This window comes from Myxococcus sp. XM-1-1-1, assembly GCF_020037095.1.
GTDB lineage: Bacteria > Myxococcota > Myxococcia > Myxococcales > Myxococcaceae > Myxococcus > Myxococcus fulvus.
Genome location: NZ_JAIQDH010000003.1, coordinates 180,009 through 203,254, shown reverse-complemented (window position 1 = coordinate 203,254; position 23,246 = coordinate 180,009). Strand labels below are relative to the sequence as shown.

22 protein-coding genes are annotated in these 23,246 nt (G+C 68.9%); 5 read left to right on the top strand and 17 right to left on the bottom strand.

Annotation, left to right across the window (positions count from 1 at the left end; genetic code table 11):
- The first annotated feature begins 112 nt into the window (after nucleotides 1–112).
- Nucleotides 113–1,564, top strand: coding sequence for a hypothetical protein (locus K8640_RS08520; RefSeq protein ID WP_223746611.1), 1,452 nt, complete (start codon nucleotides 113–115; stop codon nucleotides 1,562–1,564).
- A 114-nt stretch (nucleotides 1,565–1,678) separates the two neighbouring features.
- Here K8640_RS08520 and K8640_RS08515 read toward each other — a convergent pair whose 3' ends face one another.
- Entirely contained in the window at nucleotides 1,679–3,238 is a 1,560-nt protein-coding gene (locus tag K8640_RS08515) for a bifunctional UDP-sugar hydrolase/5'-nucleotidase (RefSeq protein WP_223746610.1), read from the bottom strand.
- A 204-nt stretch (nucleotides 3,239–3,442) separates the two neighbouring features.
- Here K8640_RS08515 and K8640_RS08510 point away from each other — a divergent pair, with 204 nt between their 5' ends.
- Nucleotides 3,443–5,407 (top strand): hypothetical protein, encoded by a 1,965-nt coding sequence (locus K8640_RS08510; protein WP_370640326.1) that lies wholly within the window; start codon nucleotides 3,443–3,445, stop codon nucleotides 5,405–5,407.
- A 246-nt stretch (nucleotides 5,408–5,653) separates the two neighbouring features.
- Here K8640_RS08510 and K8640_RS08505 read toward each other — a convergent pair whose 3' ends face one another.
- A complete protein-coding gene (locus tag K8640_RS08505; RefSeq protein ID WP_223746609.1) occupies nucleotides 5,654–8,782 on the bottom strand; it encodes a cyclic nucleotide-binding domain-containing protein in 3,129 nt (1,042 codons plus the stop codon).
- Nucleotides 8,783–8,933: 151 nt separating this feature from the next.
- Here K8640_RS08505 and K8640_RS08500 point away from each other — a divergent pair, with 151 nt between their 5' ends.
- Entirely contained in the window at nucleotides 8,934–9,737 is an 804-nt protein-coding gene (locus K8640_RS08500; protein WP_370640325.1) for an RDD family protein, read from the top strand.
- Here the strand turns inward: K8640_RS08500 and K8640_RS08495 are convergent.
- Complete coding sequence (locus K8640_RS08495; protein WP_223746608.1) at nucleotides 9,734–10,252, bottom strand: outer membrane beta-barrel protein; 519 nt, start codon at nucleotides 10,250–10,252, stop codon at nucleotides 9,734–9,736. The genes K8640_RS08500 and K8640_RS08495 overlap by 4 nt on opposite strands.
- A 100-nt stretch (nucleotides 10,253–10,352) precedes the next feature.
- Here K8640_RS08495 and K8640_RS08490 point away from each other — a divergent pair, with 100 nt between their 5' ends.
- Nucleotides 10,353–11,414 (top strand): tetratricopeptide repeat protein, encoded by a 1,062-nt coding sequence (locus K8640_RS08490; protein WP_223746607.1) that lies wholly within the window; start codon nucleotides 10,353–10,355, stop codon nucleotides 11,412–11,414.
- A gap of 34 nt (nucleotides 11,415–11,448) precedes the next feature.
- Entirely contained in the window at nucleotides 11,449–12,498 is a 1,050-nt protein-coding gene (locus K8640_RS08485) for an FHA domain-containing protein (RefSeq protein ID WP_223746606.1), read from the top strand.
- Nucleotides 12,499–12,564: 66 nt separating this feature from the next.
- Here K8640_RS08485 and K8640_RS08480 read toward each other — a convergent pair whose 3' ends face one another.
- From K8640_RS08480 to sctR, 14 genes are all read right to left on the bottom strand, one after another.
- The gene (locus K8640_RS08480; protein WP_370640324.1) at nucleotides 12,565–13,086 is read right to left on the bottom strand and encodes a tetratricopeptide repeat protein; all 522 of its coding nucleotides are present in this window, start codon (nucleotides 13,084–13,086) and stop codon (nucleotides 12,565–12,567) included.
- Between the two features lie 44 nt (nucleotides 13,087–13,130).
- Complete coding sequence (locus K8640_RS08475) at nucleotides 13,131–14,213, bottom strand: DUF1521 domain-containing protein (RefSeq protein ID WP_223746604.1); 1,083 nt, start codon at nucleotides 14,211–14,213, stop codon at nucleotides 13,131–13,133.
- A 162-nt stretch (nucleotides 14,214–14,375) separates the two neighbouring features.
- On the bottom strand, nucleotides 14,376–16,499 hold the full coding sequence (gene sctV / locus K8640_RS08470; protein WP_223746603.1) for a type III secretion system export apparatus subunit SctV: 2,124 nt from the start codon (nucleotides 16,497–16,499) through the stop codon (nucleotides 14,376–14,378).
- Nucleotides 16,500–16,597: 98 nt separating this feature from the next.
- A complete protein-coding gene (locus tag K8640_RS08465; RefSeq protein WP_223746602.1) occupies nucleotides 16,598–17,080 on the bottom strand; it encodes a tetratricopeptide repeat protein in 483 nt (160 codons plus the stop codon).
- Nucleotides 17,081–17,168: 88 nt separating this feature from the next.
- The gene (locus K8640_RS08460; protein ID WP_223746601.1) at nucleotides 17,169–17,627 is read right to left on the bottom strand and encodes a hypothetical protein; all 459 of its coding nucleotides are present in this window, start codon (nucleotides 17,625–17,627) and stop codon (nucleotides 17,169–17,171) included.
- 164 nt (nucleotides 17,628–17,791) lie between these two features.
- Nucleotides 17,792–18,007 (bottom strand): hypothetical protein, encoded by a 216-nt coding sequence (locus tag K8640_RS08455; protein WP_223746600.1) that lies wholly within the window; start codon nucleotides 18,005–18,007, stop codon nucleotides 17,792–17,794.
- A 155-nt stretch (nucleotides 18,008–18,162) separates the two neighbouring features.
- Entirely contained in the window at nucleotides 18,163–18,756 is a 594-nt protein-coding gene (locus K8640_RS08450) for a hypothetical protein (RefSeq protein ID WP_223746599.1), read from the bottom strand.
- A 122-nt stretch (nucleotides 18,757–18,878) separates the two neighbouring features.
- Nucleotides 18,879–19,343, bottom strand: a complete 465-nt coding sequence (locus K8640_RS08445; protein ID WP_074957228.1) for a SycD/LcrH family type III secretion system chaperone — start codon at nucleotides 19,341–19,343, stop codon at nucleotides 18,879–18,881.
- A gap of 4 nt (nucleotides 19,344–19,347) precedes the next feature.
- A complete protein-coding gene (locus tag K8640_RS08440) occupies nucleotides 19,348–19,827 on the bottom strand; it encodes a hypothetical protein (protein ID WP_141323022.1) in 480 nt (159 codons plus the stop codon).
- 53 nt (nucleotides 19,828–19,880) lie between these two features.
- A complete protein-coding gene (locus tag K8640_RS08435) occupies nucleotides 19,881–20,162 on the bottom strand; it encodes an EscU/YscU/HrcU family type III secretion system export apparatus switch protein (RefSeq protein ID WP_141323021.1) in 282 nt (93 codons plus the stop codon).
- Between the two features lie 46 nt (nucleotides 20,163–20,208).
- Nucleotides 20,209–21,291, bottom strand: a complete 1,083-nt coding sequence (sctU, locus tag K8640_RS08430; RefSeq protein WP_223746598.1) for a type III secretion system export apparatus subunit SctU — start codon at nucleotides 21,289–21,291, stop codon at nucleotides 20,209–20,211.
- A gap of 22 nt (nucleotides 21,292–21,313) precedes the next feature.
- Nucleotides 21,314–22,132, bottom strand: a complete 819-nt coding sequence (locus tag K8640_RS08425) for a flagellar biosynthetic protein FliR (RefSeq protein ID WP_046712712.1) — start codon at nucleotides 22,130–22,132, stop codon at nucleotides 21,314–21,316.
- Nucleotides 22,129–22,392: a flagellar biosynthesis protein FliQ gene (gene fliQ / locus K8640_RS08420; protein ID WP_223746596.1), complete on the bottom strand. Its 264-nt coding sequence runs from the start codon at nucleotides 22,390–22,392 to the stop codon at nucleotides 22,129–22,131. The genes K8640_RS08425 and fliQ overlap by 4 nt, the downstream gene beginning before the upstream one ends.
- Before the next feature lie 13 nt (nucleotides 22,393–22,405).
- Nucleotides 22,406–23,233 (bottom strand): type III secretion system export apparatus subunit SctR, encoded by an 828-nt coding sequence (sctR, locus tag K8640_RS08415; RefSeq protein WP_223746595.1) that lies wholly within the window; start codon nucleotides 23,231–23,233, stop codon nucleotides 22,406–22,408.
- Nucleotides 23,234–23,246: the final 13 nt, after the last annotated feature.

The following is a 23,246-nucleotide window of genomic DNA, read 5'->3' as shown; positions in this document are numbered from 1 at the left end:
AGGAGGGATGCCCACCCTGCCCTACGGGCGTCAGTTGTGGGAAAACAGGAACATGACGTGTCGGCTGGCGTTGCTGGGGTGCCTTCTGGCCTGTGTGACGGGGTGCAGCTCCATGCGAGCACTGTGCCCCCTCGAGGGCGGCCGCCCCTGGGTGGAGGTGAAGAGCCCGCACTTCACCGTCCGCACGAACCTGGACGCGGAGACGTCCGCCGAGGCCGCGCGGGAGCTGGAGCTGATGCGCCAGGGCCTGCTGCAGGCCTGGGGCGGCAGCTTCGACCCGCCGGGCACGGTGGAGGTCATCGTCCTGCGCAACCGCCGGGAGCTCTCCGAGTTCACCCAGGTCAGCATCGAGGGCTTCTCCGCGACGATGGCCGAGGGCCCCGTGCTGGTGATGGCGGGCCACAGCTACGCGCTCAGCGAGGAGGGCGCGGACATCTCCACGCAGGCCCACGAGCTGACGCACTACCTCTCCCAGTTCGCGCTGGTGCGTCAGCCCCGCTGGCTGTCCGAGGGGCTGGCCACCTACCTGGAGACCATCGCCCTCAAGCCGGAGAAGCAGGAGGTGGTGCTGGGGGCGAAGCACGGCCCCTTCCTGGACATCGCCCGGCGCCAGGGCTGGCGCACGCTGGACGAGCTGTGGGAGTGGGACCGCCGCGGGCCGATGAGCAGCGCCGAGTCCCAGCAGTACTACGTGTCCGCGTGGCTCTGGGTGCACTTCTTCATCAGCCAGCACGCCGAGCGCTTCGAGCGCTTCCAGAAGCGGCTGATGGGCGGGGAGGACCCGCGCGTCGCCTGGGATGCGGCGTTCCACGGAGTGAAGGACCTGGCCGGACAGGTCCACGCCTACGCCCTGGGCACGGTGCCCATGCGCTCCCCGACCATCACCGCGCCGCTGCTGCCCGTCTCCGGGGACATCGACATCCGGCCCCTGGAGCCCGCGGAGGTGCACGCCATCCGCGCGCGCCTCTTCCTGATGACGCCGGGAGGCGCCACCCCCGAGGAGCGGCTGGAGAAGGCCGAGTTCGAGATGGCCCAGGCGCTGAAGGAGGACCCGGGCAACCTCACCGTGGCCCTGCTGCGCATCCGCAACACGGCCGAGCCGGAGGAGCAACTGGAGCTCGCGAGGGAGCTGGTGGGCCGCAGGCCCGAGAGCGGCAGGGCGTGGGACGCGCTCGCCCAGGCGCTGGATGCCGCGGGCTACGCGACGGAGGAACAGGAGGCCGCGAGGCTGCGCGCGGTGGAGTTGATTCCCGACAACGTCGCCGCGCAGGAGGGGCTCGCCCGCTACTACGCGCGCACGGCCCAGCCCGAGCGGGGACTGGCGGCGGCGCAGCGGGCCCTCGCCCTCGCGCCGGGGAACGCGAGCGTGCTGGACACGTACTCCACCATCCTCTTCCAGCTCGGCCGGTGCCAGGAGGCGCTCGCCACGCAGCAGCTCGCGGTGGAGGTCCTCTACGAGGGCACGCCGGTGCGGCTGAGCCAGACGGTGCACGACACGCTGGCCCGCTATGAGGCCGTGTGCGGCGCCGCACCTTCGGCGACCTCGCCCATCGGCGGCGAGTAGCCGCGCAGCCCAGGCCCCCGGGGCCACGTCCCCTGGGGCCCGCAACGACGAAGCGCCGGAGGAGCCCAGGTGGGAGCTCGTCCGGCGCCTCGTGGAGCCGCGCGTGGGCGCGGGTTACTTCAGCTGCTTCTCCAGCGGCTTCTTCTCGTTGGAGTCGAGCTGCTTGGTCCAGTCCACCACGGGCGTCTGCCACGCCATGCCCGTCTCGGTGGGCTCGGGGGCCAGCTTCTCGAACTCGAAGCCGTCACCGCCGAAGTACAGGTATTCGACGGTGGCGACCGTGTACTCCTTCGCGGGGTCCAGCGCCTTGCCCTTGGCGTCCTTGAACTTGCCCTTGCCCGCGGCGGTGAAGCCGGAGATGAGCGCGTTGGGGTTGGCCAGCTGCTTGGCCAGGTCCTCGCCCTTGAGCTTCACGACGAGCAGCGAGTTCTCGAACGGCATCACCGTGTAGATGCTGCCGCGAGTCACCGGGCCCGCCGGCAGGTCGCCGCGGATGCCGCCCTTGTTGAGGATGGCCGCGTCGGTGCCGAGCGACTCGCGCACCGCGCCCGCGACCCACTTCGCCATCTGCGGCGAGGCCTGGGGGATGCCCGTCTTGGTGAAGCCGATCTGCTGGCCCAGCACCTCGTCGAGCTGCGCCTTCCACTTGGCGACCAGCTGCGCGGTCTCGGCGTCGGGCGTGCCACCGGCCACGTCGACGAGCTTGCCCTCGAACTGGGTGACCTTCTCGCCCGCGGGCTTCGCCGGGTCGAAGGTGATGTGCGCGCGCAGGTACTTGGAGAAGCCGCGGTCCAGCGACGCGAAGATGGTGCCGTTCTCCTTCGAGTACACCTGCGCGGGGCAGCGGCCGCCGGCCACGAGCGCAAGCTTCCACTCGGGGTGCTTGGCGACCACCGGCTGAAGCTCGGTGACGCACGTGTCGGCCACGACGACGACGGTGTCCGCGCCGGCCTTGCGGGCCTCGGGGACGGCGCTGGCGAGCGCCTCCTCGTAACCGGTGACCTCGAGCCCGTCGGCGCGGCCGGCCATCGCCGTGCGCACGGTCTTCTCGGAGGCCAGGCCCACCACGCCGATCTTCAGGCCGCGACGGTCGAACACCTGGAACGCGGGCAGGGACATGTCACCCGCGAGCGCCGGGTCCTTCACGCGCAGGTTGGCGGCGAGGAAGGGGAAGCCGCCGGAGGCGCGGTTCTTGAGGAAGGCCTCCTTGCCGAACGCCAGCTCGTGGTTGCCCATGGCGGAGGCGGCGTAGCCCATGCGGCCCATGACCTCGGCCGTGGGGGCGCCCAGGAAGAAGGACGACAGGGCGGGCCCGTTCCAGTGGTCACCGGTGGCGAGCGCCAGGGTGCCCGAGTCCGCGCACGTGGCCTGGCCATCCTTCACGGGGCCCGGACAGTGCTTCTCGTTGTTCACCCATTGCCCGAGCAGCTCGGCGGCGCCGCCCTTGCCCTCGACGGGCTGGAGCTGGCCGAAGGTGCCGCCGGTGACCAGCAGCGTGACCTCGCTGGGCACCGCGGGCTTCGCGGGAGCCGCGTCTGGCTGTTCGGTGGCGGGCGCGGCGGGGGGAGGACTGCTCTTCTCGCAGCCGGCCAGAGCGCCGAGCGCGAGGACCAGCACGCCAGACAGGCGCGACTGGCGGGAGGGACGGAAGCGATAGCAGGGGGTCGAGTTCACAGCAGCGCCGTTTAGCACAACTCCGGACGTGATACGGTGGCCGGCGTGTCGGATCATTCGGCCCCTGAAGCCCCACCCTCACGCCGAGGAGAGCAGAGTCAGGACGCGGCGCGCGGGGAGAACCCTTCCGGTCGTACCTCGACCCAGCATTTCTGGGAAGAACTGCAAAAGGGAGCCACCCACTTCCAGGAGCATGGCTCCGGTGTGGGCCAGCAGGGTCGGCTGAGGCAGTTCGCGCATGGGATGAGCCTGCCGTTCCACATCGCCCGGGCCTTGTTGGCGGACTCCGCCGCGCGCTCCCGGTACCTGCGTGTGGGGATGATGCAGACGATGGTCGCCCTGGCGCTCGCGCTGACGTGCATGGGGTCAGCGAAGAAGGCCGCGAACGCGGTGGACGAGCGACGGGACGCGGCCGTCGAGGCGGAGGTCTCCCGGGTCATCCAGGCGGCCGCGCACGCCATGGCGGAGGACAAGGCGAAGGACTTCGACCCGGAGGTGATGGAGCGCCTGCGCGAGCGGCGCCGACGACGCATCGCCGCCCGGGAGCGTGAGAAGCAGGAGGCCTCCGCGGGCCCCCAGGCCGGGGAGGAGACCTCCGTGGCGCGGGGCACGGCCGTCGCAGAGGCCGAGGCCGCCGAGCAGGGTGACGGGGACGAGCCCACGGAAGCGCGGGCGGCGCCGGGTGACGAAGAGGAGGCCGCTGGACAGGAGCAAGCCTCCGGGACGGTGGCGCCAACGCACGTCGCGAAGAAGCCTGGCTCGATGTCCTCAGCTGGAACGACCGAGACCGCGTCGGCAGAGAAGTCCGCGAAGCCAGGAGACGAAACCCGTGGAGGGGAGCGCCAGGCACCGGCCTCCGAGAAGCACGCGGCCCCTCAAGCCACGAAGCCGGACGAACCCCCGGCCTCCGAGAACAAGGCTCGACCTTCCGAGAAACTCGCGGCAGCGGCGGAGCCGGCGGATGAGCGTCCGGCCTCCGAGAACTCGGCGCGAGATTCCCAGGCCCCTGCGGGGGCAGGGCTCGCGGAGACCGCCATCCCGGGCGCGCGTCCGATGGGGTCAGGAGCCATCGCGGACGACACCCTCAAGGCCCCGGCGAGCACCGAGGCCGTGCTGGATGACGTGGACTCTCTGCCCCCCGACGTGCGCGAGAGCCTCAAGGCCGCGAGCGCCGCCATGCAGCAGGCCCTGGAGGCCGAGGCCGCGCGCGACAAGGCCCTCGAGCAGCGGGTTCGCGACGTCGAGGCCGCGGCGAACGGACAGGGCGACGGGGGACCGTCTCTCGCGAGTGCGCTGGGAGCGCTCATCGCCGAGGCGATCACGACGGAGGTCCAGCAGGGCGGCGCCGAGGCCCCCTCTGACGGCGGCGTCGCGGGAGCCCCCTCGTCGAGCGAGCCCCGGAAGAAGGTCCATCCCCCTCCGCCGGAGGAGGACGCCCTGCCCTTCCTCTCGTACAAGGGCTTCTCGTTGCTCAGCCTGCCGTTCTGGATCGCCCTGTTCGCGGCGATGCAGCTCGCGCAGTGGGTCATCATCGCGCTCTCACGCGACTACCACGACGTCATCTCGCGCGACGCGAGCCTGCTCACGCGCATCGAGCCGGAGGACGAGGCCTTCACGCCGCACGTCCGGCTGAACGTGCAGTGGCTGCGCAAGAAGGTCCAGCGTCGGGTGCGCGCGATGCTCCTGTTCGCGGTGGGAGTCCCGGCCGCGGTCTTCGTCGCCTCGCCCTTGTTCTGCACGGGCCTGAGCGGCCCGTTGCTCACGGCGATCACCTCGCTGTGGGGCATGTGGTGGCTGATGGTGTTCACCGCCGCCAAGAGCTGCCGCGCCTGGGATGAGGTGGCGGGCCAGCGGCCTCCTTGGTTCCTGCGCGCGTGGACGACGCTCACCACCCGCGTGCCGGGCCTGCGGTGGGGGATTCTCCAGCGCTACGGCGCCATGTGGACCCAGCGCACGAGCGAGGTCTACGCGCCCGTCGCCTCGGTGGAGCGCCACCCCTGGGCGTATGCGGGGCTGTCGCTGGTCCGCTTCGTGGGCTCCTTCGCTCCGCTGAAGTTCTTCGTGCGGCCGCTCATCCCGGTGGCCTCCGCACACATCCTCCAGCACGAGCGTACCCGCCGGCTCACCGCCACCAGCCCGGACCAGGACCACCCCGCCAAGGACTCCTGAGAGCGCGCGCCTCGTCACGGGGCTCTACGAACGACGCCGCCACTCAGGCATCACCCTCACGGGCAGCCGCACGAAGCAGTCGGCACCTGGTCCCAGAGAAGCCGGAGCGCGGCGAGCCACTCAGGTGTCGCCGCCCCGGGAGCATGTCTACGTCATCGGCCCCAAGCCCTCGGACACGGCCCCCGCGGACAGCGACACGAACCCGTCGGCTCGAAGCCCTCGGTCAACCCGAGCACGCCGAGCCGCTCAGGCGTCTCCACCCCGGGTGCGCTTCTCCGTCGTCGGCGGCTCCGAGCCCTCGGGCGCGGGGCCCGTGGGCAGCGGCGGCGCGGTGGGAGCCGCGGGCGCGGTCATCTCCAGCCGCTCGCCCGTCTCGCGCGAGTCCGGCAGCGCGATGAGCGCCTGGAGCTGCAGGCTCACCGCGCGGAAGAACCCCGTGAGCAGCTCGGGCCGGTCCGCGAGCAGGTCCAGGAAGTCACGCCGGTCGATGATGAGCACCCGCGTGTCCACCGCGGCCACCATGTCCGTGGGACGCGGCGCGCCATCCAGCAGGCTCACCTCGCCGAAGGCCTGCTTGCCCTGGAAGCGCAGCACGTGCTCGCCGTCGTGGAACGCATCGATGGCGCCGTCGACGATGACGTAGAGCGCGTCCCCCGGGTCGCCCTGCGCATAGATGCGCTCACCGGCGCGGAAGAAGCCCTCGCGGGCCACCGCGGCGATGGCCGCGATGTCATCCACGTCGCTCTGGGAGAAGACGCTCACGCCCTCCAGCTCGAACATCCGTTGGACAATGCGGTCGCTCAATTCACCCTCCTGCGGGAGCACGTCCAGCCCGTTCACCCGCGCGATGTGGCGGGCGCACGCGCGCAGCACCACGTCCTCGCTCTGCACCAGCGCCGCCAGCCTGCGCCACAGCCGCCCCGACGCCCCGGGAGGCAGCTCCCGGTGGTGCGCCTCCACCTGCTCCATCACCAGCTCCCGGTCCTCCTCGGAGAGCAGGTTGTCCAACAACTCCAACGCCAGCGCCCGCCGCCGCGCATCCTGCCCCACCAGGTTGTAGTGGATGCCGCGCATGCGGTGCGACGAGTCCAACAACCCCAGCAGGAAGAACGACAGCTCGAGCGCCTGGTCCAGCCGGTCGCCCACCGCGCGGGTGAGCAACGAGCCATCTCCCAACGCCGCGCGCACGTCGCGATAGGCCCCCACCAGCGCCCGATACGTGTCCCGACGGCGGCCCAGCGCCTCGCGCACGCGGTCCACGTCCACCGGATGCTCGGGGTGCTCGTCGCGAAGCCGCGACAGCTGCGCGCCGATGCGGAAGTGCAGCGAGGCATCATCCCGCACGTTGGAGAACAGCAGCGCATCCAGCGCCGCGGGCGTACCGATGCCCCGCAGCACGCGAGGCAGTTGCAGCCGCATCGCCAGCGGCGCCTTCTTGTTGTTGAGGTGCTCCTCCACCAGCGGCGTCACCGCGTCGCCCAGCGCGATGAGCGCCTCGCGGGCCGTCTTGCGCTCCTCGCGCCACGTCAGGAAGGGCAACAGCCGGGGCGCGAGCTCCACGTAGCCGCCCTCCCCCACCGCGGCCAGCGTCACGCGCCGCACGGTGGTGTCCCCATCATCCAGATACCGGGCGAGCGGCCCCGCGAAGCGCGCGTCCTGGAGCCGCCCCAGCAGCTTCGCCACCTCACGGCGCTCCATCACCGGAGCCCCTTCACCGCGCGCGAGCAGCTCCTCCAGCGACGCCAGCGCCGCCGCGCTCCCCGTCGACTTCACCAGGGCGCCGATGGCCGCGCACCGCAGCCCCACGTCCGGGTGGTTGAGCAGCGCCGGCAACAGCCGCTCCGCCCGCTCCGGAGACAGCCGCGCCAGCGCCCACACGGCCTGGTCCCGAGGCCGACGAGGCCCCTCCTCCACCAATCGCTCCAGCACCGGCGCCAGCTCGCGAGCCTCCAGCTCCAGCGCCAGGGCCACGCCCCGCTCCAGCACGCGCTCATGCGGATGTCGCAGCAACGCCGGCAGGTGCTGCCGCAGCGACACATCCGCCTGCTCCATCAAATCCACGGCGCGCAGCACGCGGTCCGGCATGGGGGCCGACAACGCCTCCGTCAACAGGCGCTGCTCCTCCTCCCCCTCCAGCTCCACCTCCTCTTCCTCGTGCGCGCCCACCTGCTCACCCAGCGCCGCGACGTAGGCGGGCTTGAGCCGCACCAGGAGCAACCCGAGCGCCGCGCACATGGCCACCACGGCCACCGCCATCGACATGCCCGTGGCCGCGCGCCCCGCGCCGATGAGCAGCAGACCGGCCACCACCACGCCGCTCTTGCGCAAGAGCCCATCCACCGCCGCGCGCAGCCCCTCGCGCTGGTCATCCGGCACCGCCGCGTAGAGCAGCTGGATGCCCACCGGCAGGATGGAGTAGCTCACCGCCGTCTCCACCAGCCGCAACAGGTGCACCGGCCACAGGTCGGGCGTCACCAGCGTCGCCCCCGCCAACGGCGCGAGCACCAGCGGCACCAGCGCCACGTAGCGCAGGAGCCCCAGGCGCTTGAGCAGCCGCTGCGTCAACAACAGCTGGAACGCGACGCAGAACAGTCCAATCCACAGCTGCAGCGAACCGAAGAGCGCCGCCAGCGCGTCCTCGCTGAGCTGGCCCTCCAGCCGGATGCGGAACAGGTAGTCGACGAAGGACGACAGCACCGCGAACGAGATGCCCAGCGCCGCGAGCACCTGCGCGTAGGGGCTCTCCGCCAGGTAGCTGAACGCCATGAACGACGTGGGCGCCGGACGCCCCCGGGGCGGAGGCGGCGGCTCACCGCGATACAGGTGGTGGAAGATGGCGCCCGCGGCCAACAGCCCCAGCCCGCCGCTCACCACCATGGCCGGCGTGCCCAGCCGCTCCGCCAGCCCCTGGACCAGCAGACCTCCGACGATGCCGCCGCCCATGGCGAAGCCATTGAGCGCGGTGAAGGCGCGCCGGGCCTCGCGCGCATCGAAGGCGGACGCCATGCGCGCCCAGAACCGGAACGAAACGAACGTCGAGAACGTGTCCGCGAACAGGTACAGCGCCAGCGCCGACGTGCTCACGCCCACCGACAGCGCCACCGCCAGCCCCATCGACACCACACCGCCCAGCCCCGTCAGCACGCCCGGCGACTCGAACGGCGAGCCCGGCTTGAAGCGCGGCAGCACCGTCAGCGCCGCGGTGATGAGGGCACCCAACAGGTACAGGTAGGGCAGCGCCTGCGAGTCGAAACGCGACAACACCAGCGCGTTGGCCGCCGTCTTGAGCTGCGTCACCCCAGCGATGAGCGCGAACTGAAAGGCGGCCGCCGGCAAGAGGCGGCGGTTCCAGGATGAGGTGGCGGAGGGGGGCACGTTGCGCGAGGGGCGGCGAGGCTACCCCACCACCCCGACAGCCATGATTAACACAGACGCCCGTCCGCCCGCGCCCCCCACGGGGCACTCGCCGGGTGGTCGGCCAGGCAGGGCCCCCGAAGGGCTCACCTGGGAATACCCGCATCCCCCCATGCTCCCCCGCATGCCCGGAGAGCCGGCTACACTGCCCGCCGTGACAACGGCCACCGACACCTTGCTGGACGGCACCCACACGGTGCTCACACCGGAGTACGTGGAGTTCCGCTTCACGCTCGCGGGCCTGTACTCGCGCTTCCTGGCGTGGCTCCTGGACTCGGTCATCGTCGTGGTCATCAGCCTCGCCGTCATCCTGGGGCTGAGCCTGGTCATGGCCGCCTTCCCCGGCGTCGCGAGCGCGCTGGGCATCGTCGTGTACTTCCTGGTGGACTGGGGCTACGGCATCACCCTGGAGACGCTCTGGAGCGGCCAGACGGTGGGCAAGCGCGCCCTGTCCCTGCGGGTCATCCAGGAGAGCGGCGTGCGCATCGGCTTCTACCACGCGGCGCTGCGCAACCTGGCCCGTCCCGTGGACCGGCTCCCCCTGCTGTACCTGGTGGGTGGCGTGACGGCGCTCGTCTCCGGCTCGCAGCAGCGGCTGGGGGACATGCTCGCCGGCACCATCGTCGTGCGGGAGCGGCGGCTGAAGGTGCCCTCCGCCATCAACGCCTCCGGCGAGGAGGGCCTGCTGGCGGATCCGCTCTTCGTCTCACGCGTGAAGCGGCTGTCCACGGAGGAGCGGGAGCTGGTGCTCACCGCCGTCCTCCGCCGGGACGAGCTGCGCATGGAGGCCCGCCTGCGCCTGTTCGCCGCGCTCGGCGCACGGCTGCAGGACGCGCTGGCGATGGAGAAGCCCGCCCACCTGTCCGACGAGAAATGGACGCTGCTCGTCGCCGCGGCCCTCCTGCCCAAGCGCTAGAAGTACGCCGCCACGCCCGCTGACAACGTCAGCGAGTTCTGCGTCTTCTCGTTGAGCGCGATGTAGAAGTTGTACTGCGCCCTGAGCCCCACGCTCACCGAGTCCGACATGAAGAAGTCCACGCCGGCATTGGGCCCGATGCCGACGAAGTTGCTCATGCTCTCCTTGAAGACGATGAGGTAGCTGATGTCGGAGCCGAGGTAGGGGCGGATGCTCTCCTCCATCAGCAGGTAGCGGATGCCCAGCGACGGGGCCAGGCCCACCACGCGCTTGCGCGCCGGGTCCGTCGTGTCGCGGGGGAAGGCCACCTTCGACAGGGACACCAGCTCGAAGCCGTTCTCGATATAGAGGCTCGCGTCGATGCCCAGGAAGAAGGCGTCGTCCAACCCCTTGGTGCGGTTGAAGTCCATGTAACCCAGCGACAACCCGAGGCTGCGATTGGCGAACTGGGCGTGAGCCGGGGCCGCCCCGAGCAGGGCCAGCGCGAAGGTGAAAGCACAGAGCAAGGTACGCATGGGCGGCCACTCTAATCGTGCAACCCACCGAAATCAGCCCGGATTCAGGCCCCGCCGAGGCGTTGCGCCAAAGGAGGCGCTCTCCTACACTCGGTCGGCCATGCGTCTTGCCCGCCTCGTCACCGCGCTTTCCCTGGTCTGCACGCTTCCGCTCGCCGGCTGTCTGTCCACGCCGCCGCCGCATGAGCGCGCGCTCATCAACAACGAGCTCTGCGCCCAGGAGCTGCACGCCCAGAACCTGGTGAAGGCGGAGGTCTACTGCGACCTGGGCCTGGAGTTCTCGCCGCAGTACGCGGACCTGTGGGCCAACAAGGGCATCATCGCGATGATGGCCGGCCGCAAGGAGGACGCGAAGAAGCACTTCATCAAGGCCCTGCGCTACAACCAGGAGCACCTCCAGTCCTACCAGAACCTGGGCTACCTCTACGCGGAGGAGGGAGCCTACGGGAAGGCGCACGACAACTACCGGCGCGCCCTGAAGGTGAACCCGGACAACCTGGACACGCGCTACAGCCTCGCCGTCACGATGATGAAGATGAAGAAGTACACGGAGGCGAAGAAGGAGTTCCGCACCCTGCTCGCCATCAATCCGAACCTGGCCGCCGCCCACCACTCGCTGGGCATCATCGCCTTCGAGGAGGACCAGTACGAAGAGGCCGCCGAGCACATGGCCCAGTCCGCCGCGACGGACCCGAACAACCCCGACGTCTGGCACGACTACGGCAACACGCTGATGGAGCTGGGCCGCTTCGTCGACGCGCGCGAGGCCTTCGCCAACTGCATCCAGCTGGACGCCAAGCTGACCAGCTGCGTCAACAACCTCGCCCTGGCCCAGCGCAAGGCGGCGCTCACGGACGCGGGCCTGCGTGAGGTCAAGGACACCCAGCAGGCGGAGAACTCCGCCCCCGCGCTCTTCACCCTCGCCCGCACCTTCCGCGAGAAGGGGCTTCTGGCCGAGGAGGAGACCACCTACAAGAAGTGCGTGAAGCTGGATGGGAAGTACGCCCCCTGCCACTTCGGACTCTTCGAGCTCTTCCAGGACGCCAACAAGCACGAGCACGCCGAGGTGGCCTGCAAGAACTTCCTGAAGTATGCGACTTCCGAAGAGTTCCCCACCGAGTATCAGACGTGCGAGAAGTACCTGAGCAACGCGACGTTCTGATGCCCCGCAGTTCCCTGCAAGCACCACCCCCTCGATGAGCGTCCGTCTCACCGTCACGCAGCGCAGCGAGGCCGGAGCCAAGGGCACCGAGCACGTCCTCACCGAATCGGTCATCACGCTGGGGCGAGACAAGTCCTGCCAGGTGGTGCTGGCCCAGCAGGCGGTGTCGCGCAACCACGCGCGCATCTGCCAGGAGGGCACGCTCTTCTTCCTGGAGGACCTGGGCAGCGCCTATGGCACCCAGGTCAACGGCAAGCCCCTGCCCAAGGGCGAGAAGCGCCTCTTGCGCAACGGCGACGTCATCGCCATCGCGCAGTACGACGTGCGCTTCGACAAGGTGACGGAGCTCATCAACGGGGACGCCACGTCGGAGAAGACGTCCTTCATCGCGCGCGACAACCTGAAGGACGTGATGCGCGGACTGTCCTCCTCGGAGGAGCGCTACCTGCGCATCATGAACGGCCCCCGCGAGGGCGAGCGCATCGAAATCGCGGACGCGTCCGAGCTGGTCATCGGCCGGGACGAGAAGGAGGTGGACATCGTCCTCAAGGACGACCTCACCTCGCGCAAGCACGCGAAGATCCGCCGCGACTGGTCCGGAACCCACGTGGAGGACCTGGGCAGCCGCAACGGCATCAAGGTCAACAAGAAGCGGGTGAACCGCAAGGCGCTCAAGGACAACGACGAGGTGGAGGTGGGCGGCACGCGCTTCCTCTACGTCGATCCGGCCGAGCCCGCCGAGGAGCCCGTCCAGCTCGCCACCGACGTGAAGAAGGCCCCGCCTCCGTCGCCCTCGCGCCCCGCGCCGGTGCGCAAGGAGAAGCCTCCGGAGCCGGAGCCCGAGCCCGCTCCCCCGGAGCCGGAACCGGAGCCCGCGCCCCCTGAGCCGGAACCCGAGCCCGAGCCCGGCCCCATCGAGGAGCCCATCCAGTCCTCCCAGGAGAACTCCGTCCCGGACGAGGTCGCTCCGGGCGGCGCCATGGCGATGCTCAAGGACAAGCAGAAGCTCGTCCCGCTCGTCGTCATGGGCGTGGTGGGGCTGGTGTTCCTGGTGCTGCTCATCGCCGTGGTCGCCGGCGCCTGAGGGGGCACGGGAGGCGCGGGCGCGACATGCGCGCCCGCACGCACTCACCGCGGGGACGGCGTCACGTCAGCGCTTCGGCCGGGCGGCCTTGAGCGTCTCGGCCTGCTTCTTCAGCGCGAGCAGCGTGCCCTTGGCGCGCTGGGTGGAGCGCTTCTTCAGGCCCGGGTCCAGCTCGATGGCCCGACTCAGGTCCTTGAGGCCCTCCGGGACGTTGCCCCGGCGCAGCAGGATTTCGCCGCGGCCCACCAGCGCGTCGCCGTGCGAGCCATCCAACGCGAGCGCGCGCTGGTAGGCGTCGAACGCGGCGTCCACGCGCTCCATCGTCAGCAGCGTGGCGGCCAGCTGGGTGTGGAAGGCGGGCTCCTGGGGCGCGGCCGCCGTCAGGCCCTGGAAGATGTCCAGCGCCAGCCGGGTGCGGCCGGCCTGGAGCATCTTGTGGCCCACGGCGGCGTACTCGAAGAGCCGCTCACGTGTCATTCCCAGGAACTGGCCCAGCTGGAGCTCGCCCTTGACGAGCTTGTCCACCAGGGCCTTCGGAATCCGCACGTCCGGCGTTCCACCGCTCTCCGGTTTGCCGCTCAAGACCACCTCGCGAGAGGCCCTTCGGGCAGGGCCCCTCTTGTTGCCATGGGTCAGATGAAGATGTTGCTGCGCGGCTTGACCATATCATTCAGCGAGTTGATCTCATCCAGCGCCTTGAACATGTCGGCGACGGACTTGAAGCGGTCCTCGAGGGGCTGCTCCTTCTCGGACTCCTTCGGCTTGCCCAGCACGGCGAGGGCCTGGGTGATGTGGTCGTTCACCTTCTGCATCAGCGCGTCGCGCTGCTGGGTGACGTCCCCCGCCTTGGACGTGTCCTTCTTGTCCTTGGCCGGCTCGGGCAGCAGGTTGAGCACCGAGGGGGTGTCCTTGTACTGGAACTCCAGGTCCTTGCCGTGCTTGAAGGTGGCGCCGCCGCCCTCGTCGCCCAGGACTTCCTTGCCCTGGTTGGCCCAGTCGTCGGAGTCCTTGCCCATGACGAGCAGGTCCCGGCTGTTGTTCTGGAAGGTATCGTTCCACTGGAAGGCGACGGTCGTCTCGTAGCCGTCCTTGGTCAGCTCACCGACCTTGCCCTTGCCCTTGTCGATGTCCGTGACGGCGATGTGGTCCGCGCCGTTGGTGATGTCCAGCTTGCCCGTCACCGTCATCCCGTTGTTGCCCCAGGGCACGGTGGTGCAGTTGATCTCCGTCCCGTCCGGCAGCTGGAACGTGGTGTTGCGCTTGAAGTCGAACTTGCCGCCGTCGCTCTCGTCGACGTGCGGGTCGCCCCAGATGCGGGTGCTCTTGCCGTCCGGACCGGAGATCTTCCACTCGAACTGGCCCAGCTGCTCGATCTTGTAGCCGCCCGGCGTGGTGATGGTGCCCTTGTCGTCCACCTTCAGCTTGTCCGCCGGGCGGAAGGTGTTCTCGTCGATGAGCGGCTTCTCCGTGGGGAACACGTTGCCGGAGTCCACCGTCGCGGTCAGGTCGCTCACCCGGACCGGCTCGGTCGAGAACGAGTTCTCGCTGAGCTGGTTGAGCGCCTTCACCGCGGACTCGATGTCCGCGAACGCGCTCTCCACCGTCTTCTCGATGAGACCGAGGTTCTTCGTCAGCTCCGCATCGCTCAGCCCGACCTTCGTGCTGCCAGTGCTGAGGGTGCGGGAAGCGTTGCCGGCCTGATTGACACTCGTCATGACTTCCTCCCGAATCTCGGGGAATCCGCGCTGGAGAGCACGCACTCCCGCCTTCCTTCCATTGTCGGTGTCCTGCCTCGCGAGTTGCGTTGAAACGCGAGGATTCCGATCACGACGGCGGGGGTCGGAAGTGACGCCCCCGCGCCCTGCCCTGCCCCGGGACTACCGGGTGGAGATGCGGGCCACCGGCTGGATGTTCAGCTCGGGGGACAGCTCCTGGTAGCTCAGCACGGAGAACGAGGGGTTGAACTCGTACTCCAGCAGCTTGCGCACGTAGCGCCGGATGTCCATGGCGGTGAGGATGACGGGGCGCTGGGCGGACGGCGGCAGGTGGCCACACTCCGAGCGCACGGCCTGGACGATCTCCTGCGCCAGCTCCGGCTCGAGCGCCAGGTGCGCGCCCGCCGAGGTGCGCTTGATGGAGCCGCGGATGGCCTCCTCGATGTTGGGGTCCAGCAGGTAGACCACCAGCGTGCCGCTGCCGCGCGCGTACTTGTGGGAGATGTAGCGGCGCTGCGAGGCGCGGACGTGCTCGGTGAGCATCACGTTGTCCGCCTCCACCTGGCCGTACTCCGACAGGGCCTGGAGGATGCCGCGCAGGTCACGGATGGAGATCTCCTCCTCCACCAAGCGCTGGAGGATGTCCGTGAGCTTCAGGACGTTGACGACCTTCGGGATGACCTCCTTGACGATGGCGGGGAAGGCCTTCTCCAGTTGCTCCAGCATCGTCTGCGTCTCCTGCACGCCGACGAACTCCCGCGCGTTGCGCCGGAGGATGGCCGCCACGTGGAGGATGATGTAGCCGGGCACGTCCCACGTCGTCAGGCCCGCGGCCTCCAGCGTGTCGCGGTGCTGCTCGGGCACCCACGCGGCCGGCTGGCGGGTGGCGGGGTTGATGGCCTCGAAGCCCTGGATGTTCATCAGGCGCAGGCGGTCCACCGTGTCGTTGACGAGCACGTGGCCCAGCGTGGCCTGCCCGGTGACGACGGGCACCTCGTTGATTTGAATCTGGTACGCCCCCGGCGGCAGCGACGAGTTGCCGCGCGCGCGCACGCCCGGGAAGCGGACTCCCAGCTCCACGAAGAGGCCATCGCGCATGAACGGGATGAGCTCGAAGAGGAACTTGCCGTTGTCCTGACGCGAGTCCACGTACGGCACCAGCGCGTCGGAGACCTCCAGGACGATGGGCGTGACGACGGGGATGAAGAGCTCGGAGTCCGGGTTCATCGGCTCCTTGGGCGCCGGCTCCGACGACATCGGCGTGCCCAGGTCCGACTCCATGGCCGGCCCGGCCTCCTCCACCATCTGCGCTTCCTTCTGCTTCTTGAGCATCGTCCACGCGCCGAAGCCCGCGCCGAAGCCCAACAGGAAGAAGGGAATCTTCGGCAGACCCGGCACCAGGCCCAGGATGATGAGCATGCCCGCGGCGATGGCGATGGCCTTCGGGTAGGCGGTGAGCTGGCTGCCCATGTCCTTGCCCAGGTGGGCCCCCTCCTCCTCGCCGCCGACGCGCGTCACGATGATGCCGGCGCAGGTGGAGATGAGGATGGCGGGAATCATGCCGACCAGGCCGTCACCGATGGTGAGCAGCGTGTACTTCTGGGCCGCGTCGGCCGCGGACATGCCCTTCTGCGTCACGCCGATGATGAGGCCACCGACGATGTTGACGACGGTGATGATGATGCTGGCGATGGCGTCGCCCTTGACGAACTTCATGGCGCCGTCCATGGCGCCGAACAGCTGGCTCTCGCGCTCCAGGTCGCGGCGCTTCTTCTTGCCCTGGTCCTGGTCGATGGAGCCCGCGCGCAGGTCCGCGTCGATGGACATCTGCTTGCCCGGCATCGCGTCCAGGGTGAAGCGCGCGGCCACTTCGGCGACGCGCTCCGAGCCCTTGGAGATGACGATGAAGTTCACGATGACCAGGATGAGGAACAGGATGGCGCCGACGACGAAGTTGCCCTGCACCACGAAGTTTCCGAAGGCGACCACCACCTCACCCGGATCTCCCGTCAGCAGGATGAGCCGCGTGGTGGAGATGGTCAGCGACAGCCGGAACATCGTGGTGATGAGCAGGAGCGTCGGGAACACCGACAGGTGCAGCGCCGCTGGCACGTAGAGGGACACCAGCAGCAGCACCACCGAGATGCTGATGTTCAGCGTCAGCAGCACGTCCAGCAGCAGCGGCGGCAGCGGGACGATCATCATCCCGACGATGGCCACCACGACAACAGCCAGGACGATGTCGGAGTACTTCGAGAGGAAGCTGTTCGGATTGGAGGCGGACATCAGAGGATACCCATCCTAGTCCGCGCCCGGCCCCGGGCCCAAGGGGGGCCTCACGAGCCGGGCGGGGGTGTTCCGTCCAGGGGGGAGACGGGGGGACTTCAGGGACGCTCGGAGCCGGAGTCGCGCTCGGGGGCGCCGGACTGGGCCTCCTCCACGCTCTCCAGGGCGGCGGCCGCCAGCATCCGCGCGCGAGCGCTCAAGGGGTCCTTGCCCTCGGGGTCCAGGGACACCGCGTGGTTGAAGTCACGCGCCGCCTCCATCACCTTGCCCTGGCGCAGATGGACCTCACCCCGGTTGACGAACGGCGTCAGGTCCGAGGGGTCCAGCTCGATGGCCCGGTTGAAGAAGGCCTCCGCCTGGTCCAGGTTCTCCAGCGCCAGGTGGCAGGCCCCGAGGGCGGTCTGGAAGTACGCCTCCGAGCCATCCATCGCGGCCAGCTCCTCGAAGAGGGCCAGCGACTCCTGGAAGCGGCCTTCCTGGAACAGGTCGAAGCCCTGCGTGGCCCGCTCCAGCAGCGCCGGACCGGACAGCGGCTTCACATCATTCTCGGAGACCGGCGCCTTGGCTTGGGTCGTCGTCATCTGGACTCATTCCCGGGGCGGAACATGGAGGCGGCCTGGAGTCTAGCCCGCCTCCAGCAGGCCCACCAGTCAGGAGACGCCGAGCGAGCTAATCGTCGAAGCCGTCGCGCGTCTTCTGCAACTGCTTCTTCAGGTTGGCGATGGCCATGTCCACGCCCTTCTGGGCCACCACCGCGCTGAACATCTGCGCCTTGAAGCGGTCGTCGACGTGCTTGTCGATGTCCTTCAGGGACGCGTTGGGGTTCTGCTTCATGAAGCTGGCGACGTCCTCGTCCAGCTTCTTGGCGATGGTCTCCGACACGGAGTCGGGGAAGAAGCCGAGGAACGCCTTGTTCTCCAGGATCTTGTCCGTGCCCAGGGCGCTCGCGTAGTTGTCGCGGTCCGCGCCGGTCAGCTTGCTCGGGTCCTTCTTGCGGATTCCATCCATGGTGGCCTGCTGCTTGGCCCGCTCCGCGGCCGGATCCGACGGCGTCTGGGTGGAAGACTCGGACGCGGTCTTCTGCGTCGAGGAGGTATAGCGGGGACCGCCATTGACGGGAGCGACCATGGATTTCTCCAAAAGGTAGGGTTGAAGGAATTCTCGTGGAGCGGCGCGGAAAGTTTCGGACGCTCGAGGGCCGCGTGTCCACCGGCGGCCAGAAATGAACCGGCCCCGCAGCAGCTCGGAGAGCTGTTGCGAGGCCAGGGTGCTGCGACCAGCGCTGAACCGAATTAGCGCATGTTGCTGGTGATGGCGCTCTGCATCTTCTCGATGGCCTTCATCGAGTTGGAGATGAGCTCCACCAGCTTCGCCTCGCGCTGCATCTGCTCCTGCGCGCGGAGGAACGGCTGCTGATCCTTCGGGGCCGCCGCGATCATGTCGTTGGAGGCCTTGGAACCGGCCAGGATGCTGCTCGCAGCGGCGTTGAAGTTGGCAGAGATGCTCATGGACGTTCTCCTGTGATTAATTCGTGAGTGCTGCGAGGTGAAGTGCAGCGGCGGCTACAAAAAGATTATCGGGGGAGGGGGCCAGAAGTTTCCTGCGAATTATCCGGATCATTTCCGGCTTATCCGCCCGTCCCGGGTCCCCTCCGGAAACAGGCCTAACCCTTGATCTTTCCAAGGCTCGGGTTCTTCATCCAGGCCTTGAAACCCTCCAGCTTCTGCTGCTCCTGCTTCGGGTCCGCCGCGGGCGGAGGGGGGTTGGCCTCGGGGTCCAGCGCCAGGGCCCGGCGAGAAGAGCCGCTCTCGAAGCCATCCTTGGCGGCGGGGGCGCGGGCCGCGGCGGCCGGAGCCGCCGGTGCGGGGGCCGGCTGGGCGCTCGGAGGCGTGAACGCGAGCTTCGCGTGCATCTCCGGGTTCGCCTCCTTGACGGCGTTCTGGATGGTCATCCCGTAGGTGTTCAGGCGCTCCGACAGGTACGTCACCACCATGCCCAACGCGGGAGGCACCGGGAGGATGGGGTCGGCCATGAAGCGCTCGAGCGCGCTGGACACGTCGCCGTAGAGGCGCTCGTCGAACGGGGCGCCCGGCGTGGTGGACGACACCAGCATCTTCATGGTGCGGACGACCTGGAGGAAGGTGCCCTGGGCCGTCTTCGACTGCGTCTCCAGCTCCGCCAGCAGCTTCTCGCGCTTCTCCACCAGCGCCGCGGGCTCTGGCGGCAGCGCGCCCATCTTCGCCTTCTGCGTGCTCATCGAATGACTCTCCACCTCTCCACAAAGAGGGTTGGGGTGAGTGAACCCGGCGAGCCTAGCAGACTGTTCCAGGCTCACCTACCCGGCGTCTGGCCGAAGCCGGACGCCGGAGCGTGCTGGACTCAACGTCGGGTGAGCGCCGTCACCATGGCGCCGGCCTTGCGCACCACGGGATCATCCTGGGGCGTCATCGCCGCGGCGCGGCGAAGGTCCTCCAGCGCCTGCTGCTTCTGACCCAGGGCCAGCTTCACCTCGGCGCGGCCCACGTAGACGGAGGGGTCCTGCGGGGACAGCTTGGCGGCCACGTCGAAGGCGGCCAGGGCGCCCTGCCCGTTCCCGGCGGCCATCTCCACCACGCCCAGGGCCTTGGCGAAGTAGCCGTCCGTGGGGTTGACGGCGTACAGGCCCTGGAAGAGCGTGCGCGCCTCGTTGATGCGCCCCTGGTAGAAGAAGAAGTACGCCGTCTTGGCGATGGCGTAGAGCTCGTCGTTGGAGTAGCCGCGCACCTCGCGCAGCGTGGACTTGCCGTCCGCCCAACGCTGCAGCCGTGCCGCCAGCTGCGCCTCGTCCTGAGGGTCCTCCGGCATGGCGCTAGTAACCCTCGTCCTTCTGCTCCGCCCACATCCGGCGGATGATCTCCTTGGTCTCCTCGTTCACCTGGTCCACCAGGGTGAGCATGGAGGCCTCGCGCTGGAGCAGGGCCTTGAGGCGCTCCAGGCGGTCCGGCGAGGCGTTGATGCGCGACAGGCCGCGCTCCAGCAGGTGGCGCGACTCGTCGCTCCCCCGCCCCGCCACGCTGGCCAGGTGGGGCCTGTCACTGAAGCCCTCCAGGTCCGCCTCGTGTCCGCCGGGGTGCGGCGGCAGGGGCAGGCGGAGCTCCTCCGAGGAGTGCGCCGGACCGATGAAGTCCAGCAGCGCCGCGGACGCGAGCGCCGGGTTCTTGGGGTTGCCCGTCTTGCGCAGCTTCTTGCGGTCGACCTGGGACGGGTCGACCAGCCGCTCACGGACGCTGCGGGGTCCCCCCCAGGGCCACTGGGGTCCACCGGGGGGCTGATTGTTGATTCTGGCCATCGTCGATTCCGGAGCACACCCCAGACAGGGGGGGGCCGTCCAGCCCCCCTCGCCTACCTGCCGCCCGAGGCGGCCTGTTCCCGCTGGAGCTCGTAGATGAAGTTGAGGACCTCGGCCACCGCGTCGTACAGCTCCTCGGGCACCTCCTGGCCCACGTCCACCCGGTACAGCGCGTTGGCCAGGGGGATGTTGCGCATCACGGGGATGCCATGCTCCTTGGCGATGGCGCGAATCTTCTCCGCCTTGAGCCGCAGGCCCTTGGCCACCACGCGCGGAGCGCCGTCCTTCTCCTTGTCGTACTTCAGCGCGATGGCGATTTCGGCGTCGTCACTCATGGGCAGCTCCGCGAAGTCCCGGCGATTGTAGCCCCACCCCACCCCGTCATGCGCGGGCCGCGGGGGCCTGGGGGGCGCCGTTCTTCAGCTCGTAGACGAAGTTGAGGACCTCGGCGACCGCGTCGTACAGCTCCTCCGGGACCTCGTGGCCCACCTCCACCCGCAGGAGCGCGTGCGCCAGCGGCACGTTGCGCAGCGTGGGGACCTCCTGCTCGCGGGCGATGCCCTTGATGCGCTCGGCCTTGTGGTCCACGCCCTTGGCGAGCACGCGAGGGGCGCCGTCCTTCTCCCGGTCGTACTTGAGGGCGACGGCCACGTGGTCGGGGTTGGTGACGATGACGTCCGCGTCCCGCACGGCCTCCATCTGCTGGCCCTCCATGATCTCCTGGTGGAACTCCTTGCGCTTGGCCTTGTGATGCGGGTCGCCCTCGCTCTCCTTGTACTCCTTCTTCACATCGTCCTTGGACATCATCATGTCCTTCATGAAGGACTTGCGCTGCCACCAGACGTCGAAGATGGCGAAGATGACGAAGAGCAGCGCCACGCGCGCGGCCACGCGTGTCACCAGCTCCCCCATGATGACCATGATGGTGTGAGTGTCCTGGCGCACCGTCTCCAGCACCATGGGCATCGCGTCGCGCACCACGCCGTAGACGACGTAGGCGGTGACGGAAATCTTGATGAGGTTCTTGAGCAGCTCCACCAGCGACTTCTTGCTGAACATGTTCTTCAACCCGGCCAGCGGGTTGAGCTTGTCCAGCTTGGGCATCAGCGGGTCCATGGTGAACAGGGAGCCCACCTGCAGGAACTCCATCAGCCCGCCAATCACCGCGCCCCCCAGGAGCACCGGCAGCGTCACCAGCAGCAGCGCCCGCACGCCCAGGTAGAGCAGTTGGCCCGTCGCGTCGGCCAGGTCTCCGCCCCGCGCCACGTGGTCGAAGCTGAAGAGGAAGAGACTGGAGATCTCCTTCTCGAGGTTGTCCCAGGTCGCCTTCACGGCGGCCAGGCCCACCACGAGCACCGCCACGCCGCTCAGGTCCTTGCTCTTCCAGACCTGCCCCTTCTTGCGAGAGTCGTCGAGCTTCTTCTGCGACGGCTCCTCTGTCTTGTCTCCACTATCGTCCGACATGGGCGCGAGGTTCCCGTGGGCGCTAGGCCAGCAGCCGAAGGGCGTCGTGGAGCACCTTCAGCATGTGGGCCAGCTCGTCCTGGATGCGGCCGATCAACGTCCCCAACACCAGGAAGGTGATGAGCACGCCGACGAGCGGCTTGATGGCCATGGAGATGAAGAACACCTGGATCTGCGGCGCCACGCGGTTGATGGCGCCCAGCGCCACGTCGGTGAGGAACGCGGCCAGCGTGGCGGGGGCCGCCAGGGCCAGGCTGACGCGCAGCATGTCCGCGAAGACGCGGATGAGCACGTCGAAGAAGGTCCACGAGCCCTGGCTGAAGCGCGGGAAGCCATCCAGCGGCACCGTGGTGAGGCTGTCCGCCAGGGCACGGATGACCAGGTGGTGGCCGTCCAGGGTGAGGAAGAGCACCACGGACAGCTGCACCTTCAGGTTGGAGAAGAGCGAGACCTGCTGCCCCAGCTGCGGCACGTAGAGCTGGGCGTTGTTGCTGCCGGACATGGTGTCCGCGAGCGTGCCGGCGATGCGCGCGGCCTCGAACACGCCGTTGACGACGAAGGCCATGGAGAAGCCGATGAAGATCTCCTTGGCCATCAGCGCGATGTACGGCAGCGCGCTCAGGGGGATGGTCGTCACCGAGTGCGCGATGGACGGATACAGGACGATGGCCAGCGTCAGGCCGATGCCCATCTTCATCTCCGTGGGCACCACCTCACCGCCCAGGAACGGACTGAAGATGAGCACGGGCATCACCCGGCACATGAGCAGGGCGACCGTGAAGATGGCGGCGGAGAAGTTGGTCCGGGCAGCCAGCTCGGACACGAGTTCCGCGGCGTTCATTTGATGAGGGCGGGGAACCGGTCGAAGACGTGGAACGTGAAGCGCACCAGCTGGCCGCCGATCCACGGGCCCGTCATGGCGAGCACCCCGAAGACGATGATGACCTTGGGGGCGAAGGTGAGCGTCTGCTCCTGGATCTGCGTGGTCGCCTGGAACAGGGAGATCATGAAGCCCACCAACAGGCTCATCAACACCGGCGGGGCCGAGACCACGAGCACCAGGAACAGCGCTTCCTGGGTGATGAACGTGAGCTGGTTCATGGGTGCCTTCCTCTTACAGGTAGCCGACGACCAGGCCCTTGGCGATGAGGTACCAGCCGTCCACGAGCACGAACAGGAGCAGCTTGAAGGGCATGGAGATGGTGGTCGGCGACAGCATGTGCATGCCGAGCGCCAGCAGGATGTTGGCCACCACCATGTCGATGACGATGAACGGGACGAAGAGCAGGAAGCCAATCTGGAAGGCCTCCTTCAGTTCGGACACGACGAAGGCGGGGATGATGACCATGAAGTCCTCGCTCTTCACCGAGTCGCGGTCCTCACCCGTGCGCATCTTCTTGGCGAGGTTGTAGAAGAGCGAGCGGTCCTTCACGGTGACCTTCTTCATCAGCCACGCGCGCAGGGGCTCCTTGGCGCGGTCGGCGCCCTCCAGGAGCGTGCCCACCTTGGCGGAGGAGAAGTTGCCCGCGCCGCCGGTGTCCCAGATGTCCACCTCGGAGGCCCGGTACATGGAGGTGCCCACCGGGGCCATGATGTAGACGGTGAGGATGACGGCCAGGCCCGTAATCACCTGGGTGGGCGGAATCTGCTGGGTGCCCAGCGCCGAGCGGACGATGGAGAGGACGACGGAGATCTTCACGAAGCTCGTCACCATCATCAGCGCGAAGGGCACCAGGCCCATGGCGGCGAGCGCGAGGATGAGGACGAGGGGGCGCGAGGTGAAGGTGTCGGCGCTCACCGCTTCGTTGGCGACGGAGTCGGGGATGCCGCCCGGGCGCTTCTTCTGCGCGAGCGCGATGAAGGGATGCAGCGACACCACGGCCGCGAACAGCCAGGGCGCGACGCGCGGAAGACGAGGGAGGGCGGGTGTCAGGGCGTTCACGGGAAGGGGGCCA

Bases quoted from the DNA above. Each gene is read 5' to 3' on its own strand.
- K8640_RS08520 (WP_223746611.1), top strand. From the start codon at position 113: ATGCGAGCACTGTGCCCCCTCGAGGGCGGCCGCCCCTGGGTGGAGGTG.
- K8640_RS08500 (WP_370640325.1), top strand. From the start codon at position 8,934: ATGCTCCCCCGCATGCCCGGAGAGCCGGCTACACTGCCCGCCGTGACA.
- K8640_RS08495 (WP_223746608.1), bottom strand. From the start codon at position 10,252: ATGCGTACCTTGCTCTGTGCTTTCACCTTCGCGCTGGCCCTGCTCGGG.
- K8640_RS08490 (WP_223746607.1), top strand. From the start codon at position 10,353: ATGCGTCTTGCCCGCCTCGTCACCGCGCTTTCCCTGGTCTGCACGCTT.
- K8640_RS08485 (WP_223746606.1), top strand. From the start codon at position 11,449: ATGAGCGTCCGTCTCACCGTCACGCAGCGCAGCGAGGCCGGAGCCAAG.
- K8640_RS08475 (WP_223746604.1), bottom strand. From the start codon at position 14,213: ATGACGAGTGTCAATCAGGCCGGCAACGCTTCCCGCACCCTCAGCACT.
- sctV (WP_223746603.1), bottom strand. From the start codon at position 16,499: ATGTCCGCCTCCAATCCGAACAGCTTCCTCTCGAAGTACTCCGACATC.
- K8640_RS08465 (WP_223746602.1), bottom strand. From the start codon at position 17,080: ATGACGACGACCCAAGCCAAGGCGCCGGTCTCCGAGAATGATGTGAAG.
- K8640_RS08460 (WP_223746601.1), bottom strand. From the start codon at position 17,627: ATGGTCGCTCCCGTCAATGGCGGTCCCCGCTATACCTCCTCGACGCAG.
- K8640_RS08455 (WP_223746600.1), bottom strand. From the start codon at position 18,007: ATGAGCATCTCTGCCAACTTCAACGCCGCTGCGAGCAGCATCCTGGCC.
- K8640_RS08450 (WP_223746599.1), bottom strand. From the start codon at position 18,756: ATGAGCACGCAGAAGGCGAAGATGGGCGCGCTGCCGCCAGAGCCCGCG.
- K8640_RS08445 (WP_074957228.1), bottom strand. From the start codon at position 19,343: ATGCCGGAGGACCCTCAGGACGAGGCGCAGCTGGCGGCACGGCTGCAG.
- K8640_RS08440 (WP_141323022.1), bottom strand. From the start codon at position 19,827: ATGGCCAGAATCAACAATCAGCCCCCCGGTGGACCCCAGTGGCCCTGG.
- K8640_RS08435 (WP_141323021.1), bottom strand. From the start codon at position 20,162: ATGAGTGACGACGCCGAAATCGCCATCGCGCTGAAGTACGACAAGGAG.
- sctU (WP_223746598.1), bottom strand. From the start codon at position 21,291: ATGTCGGACGATAGTGGAGACAAGACAGAGGAGCCGTCGCAGAAGAAG.
- K8640_RS08425 (WP_046712712.1), bottom strand. From the start codon at position 22,132: ATGAACGCCGCGGAACTCGTGTCCGAGCTGGCTGCCCGGACCAACTTC.
- fliQ (WP_223746596.1), bottom strand. From the start codon at position 22,392: ATGAACCAGCTCACGTTCATCACCCAGGAAGCGCTGTTCCTGGTGCTC.